The 18,749-nt window shown below is 72.2% G+C and carries 17 protein-coding genes and 2 tRNA genes; 6 read left to right on the forward strand and 13 right to left on the reverse strand.

Features of this window, described 5'->3' with window-relative positions; genetic code table 11:
- Nucleotides 1-157 precede the first annotated feature (157 nt).
- Nucleotides 158-1,081 (forward strand): potassium channel family protein, encoded by a 924-nt coding sequence (locus FJR00_RS07055; RefSeq protein WP_237770026.1) that lies wholly within the window; start codon nt 158-160, stop codon nt 1,079-1,081.
- A 69-nt stretch (nt 1,082-1,150) separates the two neighbouring features.
- On the opposite strand, the gene FJR00_RS07060 is transcribed toward FJR00_RS07055, so the two are convergent.
- The 9 genes from FJR00_RS07060 to FJR00_RS07100 all read right to left on the reverse strand — a co-directional run bounded on the left by FJR00_RS07060 (nt 1,151) and on the right by FJR00_RS07100 (nt 10,281).
- Nucleotides 1,151-1,561, reverse strand: a complete 411-nt coding sequence (locus FJR00_RS07060) for a four-helix bundle copper-binding protein (protein WP_075957361.1) — start codon at nt 1,559-1,561, stop codon at nt 1,151-1,153.
- 222 nt (nt 1,562-1,783) lie between these two features.
- Complete coding sequence (locus FJR00_RS07065) at nt 1,784-3,190, reverse strand: NADH-quinone oxidoreductase subunit N (RefSeq protein WP_202876614.1); 1,407 nt, start codon at nt 3,188-3,190, stop codon at nt 1,784-1,786.
- 15 nt (nt 3,191-3,205) lie between these two features.
- Nucleotides 3,206-4,696, reverse strand: a complete 1,491-nt coding sequence (locus tag FJR00_RS07070) for a complex I subunit 4 family protein (RefSeq protein WP_141338098.1) — start codon at nt 4,694-4,696, stop codon at nt 3,206-3,208.
- Between the two features lie 2 nt (nt 4,697-4,698).
- Nucleotides 4,699-6,636: a proton-conducting transporter transmembrane domain-containing protein gene (locus FJR00_RS07075; RefSeq protein WP_141338099.1), complete on the reverse strand. Its 1,938-nt coding sequence runs from the start codon at nt 6,634-6,636 to the stop codon at nt 4,699-4,701.
- On the reverse strand, nt 6,633-6,935 hold the full coding sequence (locus FJR00_RS07080) for an NADH-quinone oxidoreductase subunit NuoK (protein WP_141338100.1): 303 nt from the start codon (nt 6,933-6,935) through the stop codon (nt 6,633-6,635). Before FJR00_RS07080 ends, FJR00_RS07075 begins: the two co-directional genes overlap by 4 nt.
- The gene (locus FJR00_RS07085; RefSeq protein ID WP_141338101.1) at nt 6,932-7,495 is read right to left on the reverse strand and encodes an NADH-quinone oxidoreductase subunit J; all 564 of its coding nucleotides are present in this window, start codon (nt 7,493-7,495) and stop codon (nt 6,932-6,934) included. Before FJR00_RS07085 ends, FJR00_RS07080 begins: the two co-directional genes overlap by 4 nt.
- 2 nt (nt 7,496-7,497) lie before the next feature.
- Nucleotides 7,498-8,478 carry a complex I subunit 1 family protein gene (locus FJR00_RS07090; RefSeq protein ID WP_238330367.1) on the reverse strand — a complete coding sequence of 327 codons (981 nt, stop codon included), beginning with the start codon at nt 8,476-8,478 and terminating at the stop codon, nt 7,498-7,500.
- Entirely contained in the window at nt 8,471-9,946 is a 1,476-nt protein-coding gene (locus FJR00_RS16285; protein WP_238330368.1) for a hypothetical protein, read from the reverse strand. The genes FJR00_RS07090 and FJR00_RS16285 overlap by 8 nt, the downstream gene beginning before the upstream one ends.
- Nucleotides 9,937-10,281 carry an NADH-quinone oxidoreductase subunit A gene (locus tag FJR00_RS07100; RefSeq protein ID WP_075957356.1) on the reverse strand — a complete coding sequence of 115 codons (345 nt, stop codon included), beginning with the start codon at nt 10,279-10,281 and terminating at the stop codon, nt 9,937-9,939. Before FJR00_RS07100 ends, FJR00_RS16285 begins: the two co-directional genes overlap by 10 nt.
- 138 nt (nt 10,282-10,419) lie before the next feature.
- Between FJR00_RS07100 and FJR00_RS07105 the strand changes: the two genes are divergently transcribed.
- A complete protein-coding gene (locus FJR00_RS07105; RefSeq protein ID WP_181409535.1) occupies nt 10,420-10,770 on the forward strand; it encodes a helix-turn-helix domain-containing protein in 351 nt (116 codons plus the stop codon).
- 233 nt (nt 10,771-11,003) lie between these two features.
- Here FJR00_RS07105 and FJR00_RS07110 read toward each other — a convergent pair.
- Together FJR00_RS07110 and orn are read right to left on the reverse strand one after the other, a co-directional pair.
- Nucleotides 11,004-11,076: transfer RNA gene (locus FJR00_RS07110), tRNA-His, on the reverse strand.
- 90 nt (nt 11,077-11,166) lie between these two features.
- Complete coding sequence (gene orn / locus FJR00_RS07115) at nt 11,167-11,769, reverse strand: oligoribonuclease (protein ID WP_377466325.1); 603 nt, start codon at nt 11,767-11,769, stop codon at nt 11,167-11,169.
- Between the two features lie 45 nt (nt 11,770-11,814).
- On the opposite strand from orn, the gene FJR00_RS07120 reads away from it, so the two are divergent.
- Nucleotides 11,815-13,002 (forward strand): PrsW family intramembrane metalloprotease, encoded by a 1,188-nt coding sequence (locus FJR00_RS07120; protein ID WP_141338104.1) that lies wholly within the window; start codon nt 11,815-11,817, stop codon nt 13,000-13,002.
- A 3-nt stretch (nt 13,003-13,005) separates the two neighbouring features.
- Here FJR00_RS07120 and cysM read toward each other — a convergent pair whose 3' ends face one another.
- Both cysM and FJR00_RS07130 read right to left on the reverse strand, forming a co-directional pair.
- Nucleotides 13,006-13,920, reverse strand: coding sequence for a cysteine synthase CysM (gene cysM, locus FJR00_RS07125; RefSeq protein WP_202876615.1), 915 nt, complete (start codon nt 13,918-13,920; stop codon nt 13,006-13,008).
- A gap of 81 nt (nt 13,921-14,001) precedes the next feature.
- Nucleotides 14,002-14,077: transfer RNA gene (locus tag FJR00_RS07130), tRNA-Arg, on the reverse strand.
- A 51-nt stretch (nt 14,078-14,128) separates the two neighbouring features.
- Here FJR00_RS07130 and tyrA point away from each other — a divergent pair.
- The 3 genes from tyrA to FJR00_RS07145 all read left to right on the forward strand — a co-directional run bounded on the left by tyrA (nt 14,129) and on the right by FJR00_RS07145 (nt 18,716).
- A complete protein-coding gene (tyrA, locus tag FJR00_RS07135) occupies nt 14,129-15,265 on the forward strand; it encodes a bifunctional chorismate mutase/prephenate dehydrogenase (RefSeq protein WP_141338105.1) in 1,137 nt (378 codons plus the stop codon).
- A gap of 92 nt (nt 15,266-15,357) precedes the next feature.
- The gene (locus tag FJR00_RS07140; RefSeq protein WP_141338106.1) at nt 15,358-17,070 is read left to right on the forward strand and encodes a dynamin family protein; all 1,713 of its coding nucleotides are present in this window, start codon (nt 15,358-15,360) and stop codon (nt 17,068-17,070) included.
- Entirely contained in the window at nt 17,067-18,716 is a 1,650-nt protein-coding gene (locus FJR00_RS07145) for a YfjP family GTPase (protein WP_141338107.1), read from the forward strand. The genes FJR00_RS07140 and FJR00_RS07145 overlap by 4 nt, the downstream gene beginning before the upstream one ends.
- The last annotated feature ends 33 nt before the right edge of the window (nt 18,717-18,749 follow it).

An 18,749-nucleotide genomic window follows, 5' to 3' on the forward strand; every position in this document is an offset into this window, starting at 1 on the left:
AAGGAGATCGCCGAGATGAAGTGGCTCGTGGAGGACATCGAGCAGAACGGCGCGGTGACCACCACCGAGGAGGCCGAGCAGCGCCCGGTACCGGAATTCGAGGCGAACCCGTGAGGTTCAGCTCCCGTGGGACAGGACAGGTGCCCTTCCTTCGCTGGTGCCGACGGCAGACCGGGAGGCCTACCACCGGGGGAGGCGCATGGTGATGGAGGTGCTGGCGACCGTCGCCGGGATCGTGGTGATCGTGATCGGTCTCCACGACATGTTCCACACCCTGCTGCACCCGACCGGGCAGGGGCGTCTGAGCCGCTTGGTGCTGGTCGGGGCGTGGCGGATCTCCAGGGCGACCGGGCACCGCCTGGGCTCGACCGTGGGGCCCTTGGCGATGGTCCTGGTCATCCTGCTGTGGGTGCTGCTGCAGCTGCTCGGGTGGGCACTGATCTATCTGCCGCACGTCCCCGAGGGGTTCATGTACTCCTCCGGGGTGGATCCCTCGGACTACCCGGACGTCCTGGAGGCCGTGTACCTGTCGGCGGTCACGCTGTCCACCCTGGGCTACGGGGACATGGTGGCGACCGACCTGTGGATCCGGACGGCTTCACCCCTGCAGGCCCTCACCGGGTTCGCCCTGCTCACCGCCGCCCTGACGTGGTTCACGCAGATCTACCCGCCCCTGTCCCGTCGTCGCTCCCTCGCCCTGGAGCTCAAGGGCCTGGCCGACAGCGACTGGGCGCAGAGCGTGGAGGACGAGGACGCCGCGGTGATGACCCGGGTGCTCGACACCCTCGCAGCCGAGGTGCTCAAGGTGCGCATCGACTTCGCCCAGCACAGTGAGGGCTTCTACTTCCAGGAGAGCGAGCCCGACCTCGCGCTGGCACGCCAACTGCCCTACGCGCTCCAGCTGTGCGACGTGGCCCTGGCCTCGTCGCAGACGATCGTGCGACGCAGCGGGCGTCAGCTGTCACTGGCGATCGAGCAGCTCAGCTCGGAGCTCGACGACAACTTCCTGCACACCGGCGGCGACCCCGAGGAGGTGTTCGCCGCCTACGCGGCCGACCACGGCCAGGAAACGCGCGCCTGAGTCCGCACCGCTCCCGCGGGAGCAACCCCACGGGAGCGGGCACCGGGCACCGGGCGCCCGTCGACCTGTTCAGCCCAGGCTGGCGAGCAGATCGGCGCACGCCTGCTCGCAGCGGCGGCAGGCCTCGGCGCACACCCGGCAGTGCTCGTGCATCTGGGCGTGCTGCTCGCACTCTTCGCCGCATGCCCGGCAGGCGGTGCGGCAGGCCTCCAGCGCGGCCCGGGTCGTCTCGAGGTTGTTCCCGGTCTGCCGTGACAGGACGTTGCCGGTGGCGGCGCAGACGTCGGCGCAGTCGAGGTTCTTGCGGATGCAGGTGACCAGGTCGGCCACCATGTCCTCGGCCAGGCACGCGTCGGCGCAGGCGGTGCAGGTCTGGGCGCACTCGAAGCACGCCTCGATGCACTCGGCGAGCTTCTGCTGGTCGATCGACCCCAGGTCCTTGGGGTAGGTCTTCAGCATCGTGGTCACGTGGTGGGTCATCGTGTTGCTCCCTTCCGTCGTGTCCGGCGTCGGTGCCGGTGTCTGGATCTGGTGCAGGGCCGGCCTGGGAGCCGGCCACGTCCGACGGTAGGCCCGGGGCGAACCGGTCGCGACCGGAACCGGCCCGTGCGGGGCGAGGGGGCCGTGGGATCCGCTCGTCGAGCCGTCGGCCTCGCACCGTCCGGCGTCCGAGCTGCCGGGCTCGAGGTGCGCAGGGGCGGTTCACGGGGAGAAGGAGGCCCAGAGGGCTCCGGACCCGATGCCGAGGAGGAGACTCAGGGCTGCGGTCGCGATCGCGGTGGTGCGTGACCAACGGCCGGGTGTGCCGGCGTCCTCCTGGTGCTGCTCCGGTGTCTCGGGGCGGGTGTAGAGGGGCGCGATCCAGCGCAGGTAGTAGAAGAGGCTGACGACGGTGTTGACGAGGACGAGGACGGCCAGCCAGGCGTACCCGGCGTCCCAGGCCGCGGCGGTGGTGGTCAGCTTGCCGACGAAGACCACGGTGGGTGGGGTGCCGACGAGTCCGAGGAGCGCCACGACCAGGGCTGCGGCGAGCCACGGATGGGCTCTGCCCATGCCCCGGTAGGAGCGCAGCTCGCGCCGTCGCGGGAGGGCGGTGGTGACGGCGAACGCGGAGAGGTTGGTGACGGTGTAACCGGTCAGGTAGAGCAGCAGCGAGGGCAGCGCGAGGTCGCTGCGTCCGGCGACCGCGACCGGCACGAACAGGTAGCCCACCTGGCTGACGGTGGACCAGCCCAGCAGTCGCCGGGGGTCGCTCTGCCAGTAGGCGGCGAGGTTTCCCAGCGTCATGCTGGTCACGGCCAGCAGCGCGACCAGCAACGGCCAGGCGAGGGTGTCGGGAAGCATCGCGACGAGCCGGTAGGCGGCGATCACCGCGCCGATCTTGGGCACGGTGGTGAGGAATGCCGCGACCGCTCCGTCGGCACCCTGCGCCGCGTCGGGGACCCAGAAGTGTCCTGGGGCGCCTCCGGCCTTGAACAGCAACCCACCCAGCACCGCCACGACGCCGGCGGCGACCACGCCTGCCGGCGCGTCAGCGAGCCGGTCGCTCAGCTCGGCGTAGGACGTGGTGGCTGACACACCGTAGAGCAGCGTGACCCCGGCCAGCAGGAGGATGCCGAACAGGGCACCCAGCAGGTAGGTCTTCATCGCCGCCTCGGCGCCCAGGGGCGTGCGCGCGATCCCGATCAGGCCGTAGAGGGGGACGCTGGCCAGCAGGAACCCGACGGTCACGACGAGCAGGTCGTCCGCCCCGGCCAGGATCAGGGTGCCGGTGGTCGAGAACAGCAGCAGCGCGTAGGTCTCGCTCTCCCGGGGTGTGCCGGCGATCTCGTCGGAGGCCAGCGCCAGCACGACGAGGGTGCCGAGCGCGGCGACGATCCGGGCGACCCCGGTGGTGGTGTCGACCGTGAAGGTGCCTTCCATCGCCACCTGCGCCGGGCCGGGCAGGTCGAGGGCGGCCAGGGTGGCCGCCACGAGCAGGACGGCCGCGGCGACGACACGGGTGAGCCACTGTCGGGTCCGCGGCAGGAAGGACCCGCCCATCAGCACCGCGAGCCCGCCGAGGAACAGCACGATCTCCGGTGCGAGCAGGGCCGGCCGCATGGCCATGGACTCCACCGCGGCCTACCTCCCGACGAGCTGGACGAGGACCTGCGCCGCGGGCTCGATCACCTCGAGCAGCGGGCGGGGGAGGACACCGATGAGCAGCGAGAGTGCCAGCAGCGGAGCGATGGCCCACAGCTCGGCGGGACGCAGGTCGCCGAAGCCGGCGGAGACGCCCCTCGTCGGACCGGTGAAGAGGCGCTGCAGCGCCCGCAGGAACAGCGCGGCGGTGATGAGGATGCCGACCAGCGCGACCGCGGTGACCGGTGCCGCGGCGATGCTGCCGGTGAAGATCTGGAACTCGGCGATGAAACCCGACAGGCCGGGCAGGCCGAGCGAGGCGAACGCACCGACGGCGAACAGGGTCGCGAGCCTGGGGGCAGGACCGGCCAGACCTCCGTAGGAGGCCATGTCGTAGGTGCCGGCCCGGTCCCACATCACCCCCGCGAGGAGGAACAGGGCAGCGGTGATCAGGCCGTGGCTGACCATCTGGGTGACGGCGCCGGTGACCGCCACGGACCGCGCCTGCGTGGTGTCGTCGGAGACGATCCCGGCGGCGCCGACGGCCAGGACGACGTAGCCCATGTGGTTGACCGAGGTGTAGGCGACCATCCGCTTGAAGTCCGTCTGGGCCAGCGCCACCAGGGCGCCGTACACGACCGACACGATCCCGACCACGACGACCGCCCAGGCCGAGGCCCGCCAGGCCTCGGGCAGCATCGGCATCGCGATCCGCACGAATCCGTAGGTGCCCATCTTCAGCAGGACGCCGGCCAGGACGGCCGAGCCGATGGCCGGTGCGTCGGTGTGCGCCGGGGGCAGCCAGGTGTGGAACGGCACCGTGGGTGTCTTGACGGCCAGCCCGACCAGGATCGCGGCCAGGACCAGCCCCCCGGCCAGCGACGACCCCTCCAGCGGGGTCTGCTCGGCCAGCTCCATCATGTCGAACGTGTGCGGGTCGGCGGCGATGTAGAGCCCGATGAAACCGGCGAGCAGGGCCAGGGAGCCCAGGAAGGTGTAGAGGAAGAACTTCATCGCCGACCGGCCGGCCTCGCCGTGGCCCCACCCGGCGATCACGAAGTACATGCCGACGATGGACAGGTCGAAGAAGAGGAAGAACAGGATCAGGTCGGCGGCGACGAAGAGCCCCAGGCTCACGCTCTGCAGGAACAGGAACAGCGCCGCCTGGGTCCGGGGCCGGTCGCTGCTGCGGAGCGCGAAGACCGCGCAGGCCAGGAAGATCACCGCCGTCATCGCCACCAGAGGCAGGGACAGCCCGTCCACCCCGACGTGGTAGCTGCTGTTCACCCCGGGGATCCACTCGGCCCGCTCCTCGAACGCGAGCCGACCTGCCCCCGGTGGCTCGTAGGTCAGCCACAGCGCAGCGACGAGCGCCAGGTCGCCGGCGGCGACGACCACCCAGACCCACCGTGCAGCACCGTCGCCCAGGCGTGACAGGGCCATCAGGGCCAGCGCGGCGGCCATGGGCAGGAAGACGATCAGACTGAGCACGTTCACCTCACCGTGAGCAGGAGCAGGACGCCGACCGCGAGGACCGCGAGGGCCTGGACGTAGTAGTGGTGCAGCTGCCCGCTCTGCGGGCGACGTGCCATCCGACCGAGCTGGCGCACCCCTGCCGCGAGCTCCTCCGCGGCGCCGTCGAACCAGCGGTCGTCCGCCCGGCCGGCCCGCTGCGCAGCCTTCACGGTCGCCCCGGAACTGAGCTCGACCGCACCGTCGAGCACCCGGTCGTCGAACCTCGCCGCCCGGCGCGCCAGGCCAAGGGCGCCCGAGGCAGCCCCGGTCACGACCCGGTCCAGGACCCGGTCGTCGAAGCGGGCCAGCACCTGGGCCAGCGCCAGGGTCGGCAGGACGACGACGGTCCGCGTCGCGGGTTCCAGACCGAGCCAGCCGCGCGCCCACCGTGGCTGCGGTGCAGGTCGCCACCAGAGGAGCGCGAGCACGGCCAGCGCGATCCCCGCCGAGGCCAGCATCTCCAGGGGGGTGGGGTGCAGCGGTTCGTCCCCGAGAGCGCGGGAGAGCGTGTCGCCCACCGGCGGCAGCGCGAGCAGGCCCAGCACCAGCGCACCCAGGGCGAGCAGGACCATCGGCGCGCGTTCGAGCGCTCCGACGTGCCCGGTGCCCGGTTCCTCCTCGTCCAGGTGCCCCTCGACCAGGGCGCGCTCCGCAGCAGGGACTCTTCGCCACACCGCGACCAGGATCTTGCCGGCGTAGGCCGCCGACAGGGCGGCGGCGGCCAGGCCGACCGCATACAACCATGGCGACTGCGCCAGAGCCGCGGCCAGGACCGCGTCCTTGGTCGCCCACAGGGCCAGGGGCGCGACCCCGGCCAACGACAGCACGCCGAGCGTGCTGGCCCAGCCCACCAGCGGCCAGCGCCGGGCGACCCCGCGCAGGCCGCTCAGGTCCTTGGTGCCCAGCGCGGTGAGCCATGCCCCGGCGGCCAGGAACAGCAGCGCCTTGGTCGCGGCGTGCGCCACCAGGTGTGCCGCGCCTGCGCCGACCGAGGCCAGCCCGGCACCCATCACCACAAACCCCAGCTGTGCCGAGGTGGAGGCGGCGAGCAGCTGCTTGAGATCCTGCTGGGCCAGGGCCACGGCGCCGAGCAGCAACGCGGTCAGCGCGCCGATCCAGGCCGCGGCCGGCGCGGCCCAGCCGGTGGAGGTGAGCAACGGTTCGGTCCGCAGCAGCAGGTAGCCGCCCATGGCGACCATCGCGGCCGAGTGCAGCAGCGCACTGACCGGGCTCGGGCCCTCCATCGCCCGGGACAGCCAGAACGAGAACGGCAGCTGGGCCGCCTTGCCCAGCGCCGCGACCAGGACACCGGCCGCCACCACGTGCCGCCACCCCTCGCTGCTGCCCGACAGGTCGGCCATCGCCAGCCCGCCTCCACCGGCGAGTGCGGCCCCGGCCGCGAGGTAGAGACCGACGTCGGCTCCGCGGGTGGTCACGAACGCGGTGATCCCGGCGGAGACCCGGTGCTGCTCGTGCCACCAGAACCCGATCAGCGCGAACGACGTCGCACCCATGACCTCCCAGGCGAACAGCAGAGCGGGCAGCGTCTGCGCGGTCGCGGTCATGAGCGCGCTGGAGGCGAAGAGCAGCATGAGCCCGTGGAACCGTGCCCGCGACCGCCGGATCTCACCGGCGGAGAACAGCAGCACCAGCAGGGTGACGACCGCCACGGTCGGCACGACCAGGGCCGACAGGGCGTCCACGCCCAGGGCCAGGTCGCTGCCGGCCATGAACGGCACCGACACCTGCGGTCGGGCCACGGCGACGATCGCCGACAAGACGGCGGTGAGGCCGGCCGTGGCCAGGGAGGTGGGCACCACCGCACGCTCGAGCCGCGAGAGTGCCAGCGCGCCACCGACGACCGCGGGGAGCAGCACGAGCAGCCACAGCGCGGCCTGGGCCGTGGTCTGGTTCATCGGGACAGGTCCGTGGCCATGTCGGTCATGTCGGCCTGCCGTTCACGGTGCAGCAGGGTGGCGACCGCGAAGCCCATCGCCATCTCCAGGGTCATCGCGGCGATGATCACCAGGAGCAGGACCTGCCCGGTGGGGGCCGGAGCCAGGAACCACCAGAACCCAGCGGCGGTCAGGATGACCGCGTTGATCATCAGCTCCAGGCCCATCATCACCATGACGACGACCTGCTGGGAGATCGCGCCGTACAGACCGACGGAGAAGATCGCCGCGGCGATGAGCAGGGTCGCCTCCAGGGTCATCGGCCCACACCTCCGGGCTGGGGGTCGTCGGGGGTGCGCTGCCTCAGGTCGTCGCCGAACCGGTCGTACCGGGTGCGGTGAGCCGCCAGCACGACCCCGGCCACGATGGTGGCCACCATGACCGGGCTGATCACGGCCATCACGAGCATCTTCGGGCCCATCAGCGCCTCGCCGAGCGCCACCGTGACGTCCGGCGGTGGGCTCCCCCGACGGGTGGGCCAGTCCACCAGCAGGATGCCCGCCGCCAGCACCAGGAACGTGAGGACCGCCGCCGCGGCGGCGGTCCTGTTGCTGTGCACCATGCTCATCGGCATCAGGGCGGGGTTCATCCCCATGAACATGACCATGTACACGGCCATGACCGCCATCTCCATGACCATCATCAGGATCGTCACCACGCCCACGTAGTTCTGCTGCAGGAACAGCACCTGCAGGCCCACCGCGACGAAGGACAGCGCCAGGGCGTACGTGGCCCGGGCCATCGAGTCGACGTAGAAGACCGCGGCGCCGCTGAGGACCGCGACCAGCCCGAGGCCCCAGAAGGCGATGTCTGCGAGCACGGTCAGGACCTCCATACGGCGACGACGGCCACCAGCAGGTCCTGCACCAGCACGGCCGGAAGCAGCACCAGCCACCCCACCTCCATGAACGTGTCCGGCCGGAAGGCCGGCAACCGCCGACGCAACCAGACCAGCAGCGAGAGCACGGTCACCGTCTTGACCAGCACCCAGGCCCAGTCCGGCAGCAGCGGACCGGCACCTCCGCCGAGGAACATCGGGACCGCGAACGCCGCACCGGCCGCCAGCAGGGCGTAGCGGCCGGTCTCGAACACCAGCCGGTCCACACCGGACAGCTCTGCCCGCACGCCGCCGGCGACGTCGCTGCCCAGCGCCGGGGCGAACGGCCCCCACACCGAGAAGGCCGCGACCCCGAGCAGGTAGACCAGGAAGGCCACCGGCATCCACACCACGAACCACAGCCCGTCCTGGGCCGCGGCGACCCTGCCCACGTTCAGGCTCTCCGCGGCGATCGCCGGGGCGACCAGGGCGAACATCAGGGGCAGCTCGTAACCGAGTCCGTGGGCCAGGAACCGGTAGCCCCCGACCAGCGAGTGCGCCGAGTTGGCGCCCCACCCGGTCAACCACACCAAGGCCCAGACCATGACGTCCATGGCGTTGAACCACATGACGCCCACGTCCAGGTCGAAGATCGTCCACCGGCCCAGCGGCACGACCGCCACCATCAGCGCGGCCGTGACGAGCAGCCCCGCACCACCGATGCGCCAGAGCAGGCTGTCGGCCTGCACCGTGGTGCGACGCCGTTGCCGCATCAGCCGGGCGGCCTCGCCGAAGGGCCGGGCAGCTCCGCCGGGTGCACCGCCCGGCCCGCCGCTGGAACGTGCGGAGAGGGCACCGTCGAGCATCGCGGCGACCACGACGAGGGCCCCGAGAACGGTGACCGCGGCGAACGCCCAGCCGGGCGCCACCGTGACGACCGGCGAGTCCGACCCTGCGACGTTCGGCATCGCGATCGGGTCAACCATGGGACACCTCGTGCTCGGCCTGGCCGGTCCGCAGCCCGTGCACGTCGAGGCTGGCCAGGACCAGACGCGCTGCTGCCAGATCCAGTCCGACGACCAGCTGCGCCAGGTGGTCGGTCCAGACGGCTGGGCGGACGTCGTGCCGCCGTTCCCCGCCGGCCGCGCGGTCCACCATGCGAAGCAAGCGGTCGTAGGTGTCACCCACGACGTCCACGGGCAGCCCGTGGCGGCGGACCTCCTCCTCGGTCAGCGGGCGCAGCCCCCGCAACGACCAGCGCAGCGCCCACGAACGACGCACCCGGCGGCGGAGCCGTCCGACGCCCGGGTCCGAAGGCCCGCCGCCAGTCTCCAGTGCCGCGTCCCGGATCCGTCTGGCCTGGGCCGCCGCATCGTCCCATCCGGCCAGCGCGAGCACGGAGACGAGGTTGTCGAGCCCGCGTGCCCGCGCGTCGGCCTCGTCCCCGCCCTGGTCTCCGGCGCCGAACACCTCAGCACGGGCCTGCGTCACGAGGTCCCCCTGCAGCGAGCAGTGCAGCACCAGGCCCGCAGGCCAGTGAGGGAGCACCGGGCCCAGCCGGACCTCCAGGACGTCCATCTCCAGACCGTCCCGGTCCCGACCACCCTCGGCCAGGGGAAGCCCGCCCGGAGCCATGTCCATGCCGGCGTGGCCGCCGTGCCCGGCGTGCTGCTCAGGGTGGGCGTGTCCGCCGTCCGCACCGCCTCCACCATGGTCATGGTGCCTGTTGTCGTCGTGGTGCCCGTCGTGAGCCTCGTGCCCGCGGCGGTCCTGGGGGGCATCGCCGGTGTCGTGGCCTTGGTGCCTGTGGTGGTGTTCCCGGGTGTCAGAGTCATGCTGCTCTGTGTCGACGCCGCCGGCATGGCGAGCTCCGTGCCCCTCGGAATGTTGCTGCTGCTCTCCCGTCTCGGGGCGGGTCGTCTCCGCCCCTCCTCCCGTCGGAAGAGATTCCGTCTCCTGTGCAGGACCCTCGTGACCGGCATGGCCTCGGTGTTCAGCTTGTCCACGAACCGTTTCATCGGCGTCACCCTGCGCAGGGTGGTCGTCGTGTCCACCGCGGTCGTGCCCGGCCGTCGCGTCGTGCCGTCTGCCTCTGAGCAGGTCGTCTGCTCCTGGGCGGTTCTCCGCATCCTGCCGGTGGCGAACGCGGTCAAGGAGGAGGGCGTGCGCGTCGTCGAGCACGGCGACGACGTCGTTGTGCTCCCGGGCCTGCACGCGCACCCGCGGCCCCGGCATCTGCTGCCACACGAGGTCGACGGCCTCGGAAAACCGTGGTCCGGGCGTGCCGCACACGATGAGGACGTCCGCATCTGCAGGGGACGGCGCGAGCTGCCATCCGCGCCCGACGACCGCACCCTCGACGAGCATCCGCGTGCGCGCCCACCCTGGAACCTCGACCACCAGGGCGTGCGCGTGCCGGGCAGCGAGAGCCAGGCTTGCGTGGCTCAGACCCATCGCAGCGCGCCTTCCCGCCATGCCCACAGGACGGCGACGAACAGCGCGGCCAGAAACAGAAACATCTCGACGACCGCCGTGGTCCCGATCTCGGCAACGACGACGGCCCAGGGGTACATGAAAAGCATTTCGACGTCGAAGGCCAGGAAGACTAGCGTCGTCAGGTACCACCGCACGTGGTACCTGGACAGCGCGTGCTGCTCCGGGATCCAGCCTGACTCGAACGGAAGCACCTCCAAGAGATCCGGCGTCACCGCCGTTCTCCGGTGGAGGGCATACAGCGCAAGGACGGGCACGACCGCGGCAACGGCCATCACCACGACACCCAGGTACATGGATCTCCCTTCGGCGCCCTAGATCCTGCCCCGGGGTCGAGCATCTGTCGACCCGGGCCATAGTCAGCCAGATGTCACCTATAGGTGCAGCAGTCCCGATCCGCCATGTGCCGGTGGGCACGCATCTATATTCAAGGTGTGGGCGACTTGAGCGAGACCAATCACGTCCCGTACGCCCGCCCACGTATGGACACAGGTCACCTACGAGAACTGCGGCTCCGTAAGGGCATGTCGCAGCATGCGCTCTCGTTCAAGGTCGGGGTGCAGGGCGCTGCTGCCATCTCGGCCTGGGAACGAGGCGTCGCAACGCCTCGTCCTAGCACGCTGCTTCGAGTCGCAGAGGTGCTGGGCGTTGATCCCATCGAGCTTCTTGCAGTCGATGGGAGAGAGGGCGGAACGCTGCGCGAGTTGCGTGTCGTCCGAAGCATGACTCTCAGAGAACTCGCCGATGTCGCCAGCACGTCGTCGTGGTTCATCCGCACCCGGTAGCGGCCGCGGAAGCGCACGATCACCTGCGGCAGCTGACCCGTGCTCTGGCTGTTGCCCACAGTGCCCCACCTTCCGACACGATCCCGCGGTGTGTCAGCTGTGTGTCAGTTTCGTTGCTGGTACGAGCCTACTCGTGCTCACACCTGCTCAACGCGAAAGACCCCGGATTCCGCGCCGTGACGCGGAATCCGGGGCCTCACCTGCGGTGACGTAGATCACGTCAACGCGCTACGGGTGAGTGACGGGACTTGAACCCGCGGCCACCTGGACCACAACCAGGTGCTCTACCAGCTGAGCTACACCCACCAAGGGGCTGCCCGCGACCCAGGGGGTCGGTGGACAACGCGGACCATCGTACCCCGTCGGTCGGGGTGCTCCGAATCGGTCCCGCGCTGCTCAGACCTCCCGCGTGTGCCGGGCGGCGATCTGCCGCAGCGTCGCGCTGTCCAGGCCCGGTGCGGGCGTGAACACCGCCTCGCGGTAGTAGCGCAGCTCGGCGATGCTGTCGAGGATGTCACCCAGCGCCCGGTGGCCCCCGGTCTTGGGCGGAGCGGCGAAGTAGGCGCGGGGGTACCACCGGCGAGCCAGCTCCTTGACCGAGGAGACGTCCACGATCCGGTAGTGCAGGTGGGCCTCCAGCTCGGGCATGTCCCGGGCCAGGAACACCCGGTCGGTGCTGACCGTGTTGCCGCCCAGGGGTGCCTTGCGACCCTCGGGCACGTGCTCGCGGACGTAGGTCAGCACCTGCGCCTGGGCGTCCTCGAGGGTGGTCCCGCCGTCCAGCAGGGGCAGCAGGCCGGAGCGGGTGTGCATGTCCCGGACGAAGTCGCCCATCTGCTCCAGCGCCTCCTGGGGCGGGCGGATCACCAGGTCCACCCCCTCGCCGAGGACGTTCAGCTCGCCGTCGGTCACGAGGCAGGCCACCTCGACCAGGGCGTCGGCCGTGGTGTCCAGGCCGGTCATCTCGCAGTCGATCCACACGATCCGGTCACCAGTCACGCACCTGAGCCTAACCATCCCGCGCCCGCCGGTAGATTCGCGCCCATGCTGCACCCACCCCATACCGCCTCCCAGGTCTCCGGCGACTGGCACGGGGTGATGACCGGGTTCGACCCGCACGGGCCGGTGCCGGCCAACGCCACCCGGCGCCCCCTGCTGCGCCGGATCCTGCTCGCCGGGGTCGTCGTCACCGTGTTCGGCCTCGCCGCGCTGGTCATGGGGCTGATCGTCGTGGACAGCCTGGGGCTGACCACCGCCGCGCTGGCGATGGTCACCTCCTCGCTGGCCATCGGCATCGTCGTGCCCACCTTCCTGTGGGTGGACCGGCTCGAGGGCGAGCCCGCCCGGCTGCTGTGGTTCGCCTTCCTCTGGGGCGCGCTCATCTCCACCCTGGGTGCGCTCCTGCTGAGCGCCACCGGTATGCAGTTCGTCGCCGGGCTGCACGAGGACCCGCTGGTCTTCGGGGCGGTCGTCGTGGCACCGGTCACCGAGGAGCTGCTCAAGGGCCTGGGGGTGGCGCTGATCTTCTGGCGGGCGCGCCGCGAGTTCGACGGGGTGGTCGACGGCATCGTCTACGCCGGGCTCGTGGCGGCCGGCTTCGCCTTCGTGGAGAACATCCTCTACCTGGGCACCGCCTACGCCGAGGCGGGGACGGCCGGGCTGGTGGGGCTGTTCGTCGTGCGCGGCCTGGTGAGCCCGTTCGCCCACCCGATGTTCACGGTGTGCATCGGGCTGGCCTTCGGGCTCATCGCGCACCGCCGCCGTTGGTCCTCGGCGTGGGTCGTGCTGGTGGGCCTGGCCGCGGCGGTCTTCCTGCACGCGCTGTTCAACTACAGCGCGGTGGTGGCGGCCGACGTCTACCTGCTGCTCTTCGGGCTGGTCCAGGTGCCGCTGTTCGTGGCCTTCCTCCTGCTGCTGCGGTGGGCGCGGCGACGGGAGTCCCGGCTGATGCGCGACCACCTCACCGGCTACGGGATCAACGGGTGGTTCACGCCGGCCGAGGTCGCGATGCTCGCCGACGGTGGCGAGCGGCGACGGGCCCGTCGGTGGGCGCGGCAGGTGGGCGGGCGCCCGGCCGAGCGGGCGATGACGGCCTTCCAGGACGAGAGCGGCGAGCTGGCGATGGTGCGCAAGCACCTCAACGCCGGCGGGCCGGACGCCGAGTGGCTGCGCCGCGAACGGGTCCTGCTGGCGACGGTCGCCGAGCACCGTCGGGCGTTCGTGGGGCCTTGACGCTCAGGCGGGGAAGACGCCGCTGGAGAGGTACCGGTCGCCGCGGTCGCAGACCACGAAGACGATCGTCGCCCCCTCGACATCCTCGGCCACCTGCAGGGCGGCCCAGCACGCGCCGGCCGCGGAGATGCCGCCGAAGAGGCCCTCCTCGCGGGCCAGCCGACGGGCCGTCTCCTCGGCGTCGGCCTGGGTCACCTCCACGGTCCGGTCCACGGCCGACGGGTCGAAGATCGTCGGCACGTACTCCGGTGGCCAGGCGCGGATCCCCGGGATCTTGGCTCCCTCGGCGGGCTGTGCGCCGACGATCTGGACATCGGGGTTGCGCGACCTCAGGAACCGCGATACCCCGGTGATCGTGCCGGTGGTGCCCATCGCGGACACGAAGTGCGTGATCCGTCCGTCCGTCTGGGCCCACAGCTCCGGGCCCGTGCCGTTCTCGTGGGCACGGGGGTTGTCCGGGTTGCCGAACTGGTCCAGGACCCGGCCTCTGCCCTCCCGCTCCATCCGCGTCACCACGTCGCGGGCCTCCTCCATGCCGCCCTGGGCCGGGGTGAGGACCAGGTCGGCTCCGTAGGCCTTCATCGTCCGGATCCGCTCGGTGGAGGCGTTCTCGGGCATCACCAGGACCAGGGGGTAGCCGCTGATCGCCGCCGCCATCGCCAGGGCGATCCCGGTGTTGCCGGACGTGGCCTCCAGCAGGGTGTCGCCGGGGGTGATCTCCCCTCGCTCCTCGGCGCCCCGGATCATGCTGATCGCGGGCCGGTCCTTCACCGAGCCGGCCGGGTTGTTGCCCTCGAGCTTGGCGAGCAGCACGTTGCCGCGACGTTCGTTCTCCGGCCCCGGAAGGCGCTGCAGACGCACCAGCGGGGTGTCGCCGATGACGTCCTCCATCGTGGGGTACTGCCCAGGGTTGCTCACCCGCGCGAGTCTACGGCCGCGGTCGCGTCCTGGGCGCCGAGCACGAGGGCGCTCGGCATGCAGGTCGGCCCGCCTGTCGGGTGGCGCCCCCGGCAGGACTCGAACCTGCAACCTACGGATTAGAAGGCCGGTGCTCTATCCATTGAGCTACGGGGGCAAGCCGCACCAGTGTAGGTGTCGCCTCCGTCCTCACCACTAGGATCCGGGCATGAGCCAGGACCCGGGGACCGCGCCGCTGGCCGAGCTGCGCGCCCAGATCGACGAGGTGGACACCCAGCTGGTCGACCTGCTGGCCCGGCGGCTCGAGCTCGTCTTCCAGGTCGGCGAGGTCAAGGGCCGGCACGGCCTGCCCATCTACGCCCCCGACCGGGAGCGGGAGATGCTGGACGCCAAGCGGGCCATGGCGCTGGATCGCGGGGTGCCCCCCGACCTGGTCGAGGACGTCCTGCGCCGCTGCATGCGGGCCGCCTACACGCACGAGAAGAACATGGGCTTCACCCGGCAGCACCCGGACCTCGGCCCGGCGGTGGTCGTCGGCGGCGCCGGGAAGATGGGGGCGCTCTTCGCGCGCATGCTCACCCTGTCGGGGTATGACGTGCGCGTGGTCGAACGGGACGACACCCCCGAGCAGGTGGCCGCCGTGGTCGCCGACGCAGGGCTCGTCGTCGTCTCCGTCCCCATCCACGACACCGTCGCCGTGGTGCGCTCGCTGCCGCCGCTGCCCCGGCACTGCCTGCTCGTCGACCTGACCTCGACCAAGACCGAAGTCATGGCCGCCATGCTCGCGGCCCATCCCGGGCCGGTGCTGGGGCTGCACCCCATGTTCGGCCCCGACGTGGACAGCCTGGCCAAGCAGGTGGTCGCCGCCGTGCCGGGCCGCGACCCGGAGGCCTCGGCCTGGCTGCTGGACCAGATCCGGCTGTGGGGGGCCCGCGTGCACGAGATCGGCGCCGAGGACCACGACGCCCTCATGGGCCTGATCCAGGCGCAGCGGCACTTCTCCACCTTCGCCTACGGGTGGCACCTGGCCCACGAGGACCACGACCTGACCGAGCTGCTGGCGCTGTCCTCCCCGATCTACCGCCTCGAGCTGGTCATGGTCGGCCGGCTCTTCGCCCAGGACGCCGACCTCTACTACGACATCATCACCGCCTCCCCGGCGTCGGTGGCCCTGCTGGAGCGCTACCACGACCGGTTCGACGAGTGCCTGGACCTGCTGCGCCGCGGGGAGCGCGAGGAGTTCGTCGCCCGGTTCGCCGAGATCGGCGCCTGGTTCGGCGGTCACGCCGAGCGGTTCCTCACAGAGTCCCGGACGCTGCTGGCCCACGCGGACGCCAGCCGCTGACGCGGCCCCCGGTCCGCCGCCGCCAGGGGCCGTTCGGGGCGGTTCCGGCGGTTCGCTTTGGTCGCACGACCGGGGCGGGGGAAACTAGCCGGGTGACCGACACGGATCCCGCTGCGCTGCTCGCTGCCGTCGAACGGCTGCGCGGCTCCGCGGACGCCCTGACCTTCCCGCTGGAGCTGGACGACGTCGGCGCCGCCCGCACGTCCCGCACCGAGCTGGTCGACCAGCTCGACGACTACGTCCTGCCGCGACTGCGCTCCCTCGACGCGCCCCTGCTGGCGGTGGTCGGCGGCTCCACCGGGGCCGGGAAGTCCACCCTGGTCAACTCGGTCGTCGGCGAGCAGGTCACCGCCACCGGGGTCATCCGGCCGACCACGCGGGCCTCGGTGCTGGTCCACCACGAGCAGGACACCCGCTGGTTCACCGACAAGCGCGTGCTCCCGGGGCTGGCCCGGGTCGCCGGCGACGGCGACGGCTCGGCCGGCACCGACGACCCCGGCTCGGTCCGCCTCGTTCCCTCCGACGCGCTGCCCGCCGGGCTCGCGCTCCTCGACGCCCCCGACATCGACTCGGTGGTCAAGGCCAACCGGGAGCTGTCCAAGCAGCTGCTCTCGGCCGCCGACCTGTGGCTCTTCGTCACCACCGCCGCCCGCTACGCCGACGCCGTCCCGTGGGACCTGCTGCGCGAGGCGGCCGACCGGGGGACCTCGGTGGCGATCGTCCTCAACCGGGTGCCCCCGGAGGCCCTGCAGACGGTGCGTGTCCACCTGGCCTCGATGCTGCGCGACCAGGGCCTGGGGCAGTCGCCCATCTTCACGGTCACCGAGGTCGACCTCGACGACGGGATGATCCCCCCGCAGGACGTCGAGCGGCTCCGCGGCTGGCTGCACTCCCTCGCCGGGGACGCCCGGGCCCGCTCGATGGTCATCCGCCGCACCCTCAGCGGCACCGTCGGCTCGCTCGCCGGCCGGGCCGGGGAGCTGGCCGAGGCCGGGCAGGCCCAGGTCGCGGCCCGGCAGGAGCTGGCGAAGGGGCCGCGCACGGCATACGCCGACGCGCTCGCCGGGGTCGAGCAGGGGGTTCAGGACGGCTCCCTGCTGCGCGGCGAGGTGCTTGCCCGCTGGCAGGAGCTGGTCGGCACCGGCGAGTTCCTGCGCTCGATCGAGGAGGGGATCGGACGCTTCCGGGACCGGATCTCCTCCTGGTTCTCCGGGAAGCCGGTCTCGGCCGAGCCGCTCGGGGACGCCCTGCAGTCGGGTGCGGCCGCCCTCATCACCTCCCACGGCCAGGTCGCGGCGAGCACCGCCGCCCGGTCCTGGAAGAACACGCCCGGCGGCGTCGAGCTGGTCGACCGTAACCCCGGGCTGACCAAGGCCTCGCCCGACTTCGCCGAACGCGTCGAACGACTCATCCGCGACTGGCAGGGCCAGATCCTGGAGATGGTGCGCGAGGAGGCCGGGTCGCGCCGCTCGACCGCCCGGTTCCTGGCCTTCGGGGTCAACGGCCTCGGCGTGCTGCTGATGATCGTCGTCTTCGCCTCCACCGCCGCCATCCCCACCGGTGCCGAGGTCGCTGTCGCGGGCGGGTCGGCCGTGCTGGCGCAGCGTCTCCTGGAGGCCGTCTTCGGCGACCAGGCGGTCCGGTCCATGTCCGTCAAGGCCCGCAAGGCGCTCATCGCCCGGGTCGAGGAGCTCTACGAGCAGGAGAGGGGCCGCTACGACGCGGTCCTGCAGGAGGTTCCGGTGACCGACGAGGTCGTGCAGGAGCTGCGGTCCGCCGCGGCCGACGTGGAGGCCGCCCGATGATCGGCCGTCGCCGCGGCAAGGAGCAGGCCGACGTCCCGCTCACCGACCGGGCCGACCGGCTCGCCTCCGCCGTCGACGTGGGCGGGAACCAGCTCGACCCCACGGCCGCCGACGAGGCCCGCGCCGTGGTGCAGCGGGTGCAGGAGCGGTGGGCGCTCAAGGGCGGACGCACCGTGGTGGCGCTCGCCGGTGCCACCGGCTCGGGCAAGTCCAGCCTGTTCAACGCGCTGGTGGGCGAGGACGTCTCGGTCATCAGCCCCCGCCGGCCCACCACCGCGGAGGCCGCCGCGGCCGTCTGGGGCGAGGAACCTGCCGGCGAGCTGCTCGACTGGCTCGGGATCCACAACCGGCACCAGGTCACCGCCACGGGCGACAACGTCGGGCTGGACGGGCTCGTGCTCGTCGACCTGCCGGACTTCGACTCCCGCGAGCTGCGGCACCGGGTCGAGGCCGACCGGATCCTGGAGCGCGCCGACGTCTTCGTGTGGGTCGCCGACCCCCAGAAGTATGCCGACGCGCGACTCCACGACGACTACCTGCGGCCCCTGCGGCACCACGAGACGGTGATGCTCGTCGTGCTCAACCAGGTGGACCGCCTGCGCTCGCCCGAGGACGTCGACCGGGTGCGCGACGACCTGCGCCGGCTCGTGCGGGACGACGGGGCCGGGGACCACGAGGTCTGGACCACCTCGGCCCGCACCGGCACCGGGGTGGACGAGCTGCGCGCCCGGCTCGGCGAGGTCGTCGAGGCCCGCAACGCGGCCGAGGCGCGGCTGGTGGCCGACGTGCGCGCCAGCGCCGAGCAAGTGGGCGGTGGGGTCGCCGAGCAGACCCCCGAGTTCACGGAGGAGACCGACGACCGGCTGCACCGGGCCCTGCGCGACGCCTCGGGGGTGCCCGTCGTGCTCGACGCGGTGGAGCGCGACTACCGACGGCAGGCCCGCGCCCGCACCGGGTGGCCGTTCACCCGGTGGGTGGCCTCGCTGCGGCCGGACCCCCTCAAACGGCTGCGCCTGGGAGACGACTCGGCCGGCCCGACCGGGATCGCGCCCTCCGACGTCCGTGCGGTCCTGGGGCGTTCCTCGTTGCCGTCGCCCACCCCGGCCGCGCGGGCCAACGTCCAGCTGGCCACGCGGCAGGTCGGCGAGGACGCCGGCACCGGGTTGCCCGTCCGGTGGGCGGACGCGGTCGTGGAGGCCGCCAGCCCGGAGCAGGACACCCTCGCCGACGCCCTGGACCAGGCCGTCGTGGGGACGCCGCTGCGGACCCGCAACCCGGCCTGGTGGAGCGTGGTCGGTGCGCTGCAGCTGGTGGCCGCGCTGGTCGCGGTCGTCGGTCTGGGCTGGCTCGTGCTCATGGCCGTGCTCGGCTTCCTGCAGATGCCGGTGGACCCTCTCGCCTTCTCCTGGGGGCCCGTGCCGATGCCGCTGGCGCTGCTGCTCGGCGGCGTGGTCGTCGGGTGGCTGCTGGCCCTGCTGTCACGGGTGGCCGCGGGGGTGGGGGCCCGCCGCCGTCGCGCCCAGGTGGAGGAACGGCTCGACGAGGCCATCGACGAGGTGGCCTTCCAGCACGTCAGGCGTCCGGTGATGGCGGTCCTGGACCGGCACGAGAAGACCCGGCAGCTGCTGGAGCAGGCGGCCGCCTGACGGGGGCCGCCGCCGCGGCGCGCGCCCGGGAGG

It is taken from the genome of Ornithinimicrobium kibberense, from assembly GCF_006519705.1.
In the GTDB taxonomy this organism is placed as follows: domain Bacteria; phylum Actinomycetota; class Actinomycetes; order Actinomycetales; family Dermatophilaceae; genus Ornithinicoccus; species Ornithinicoccus kibberensis.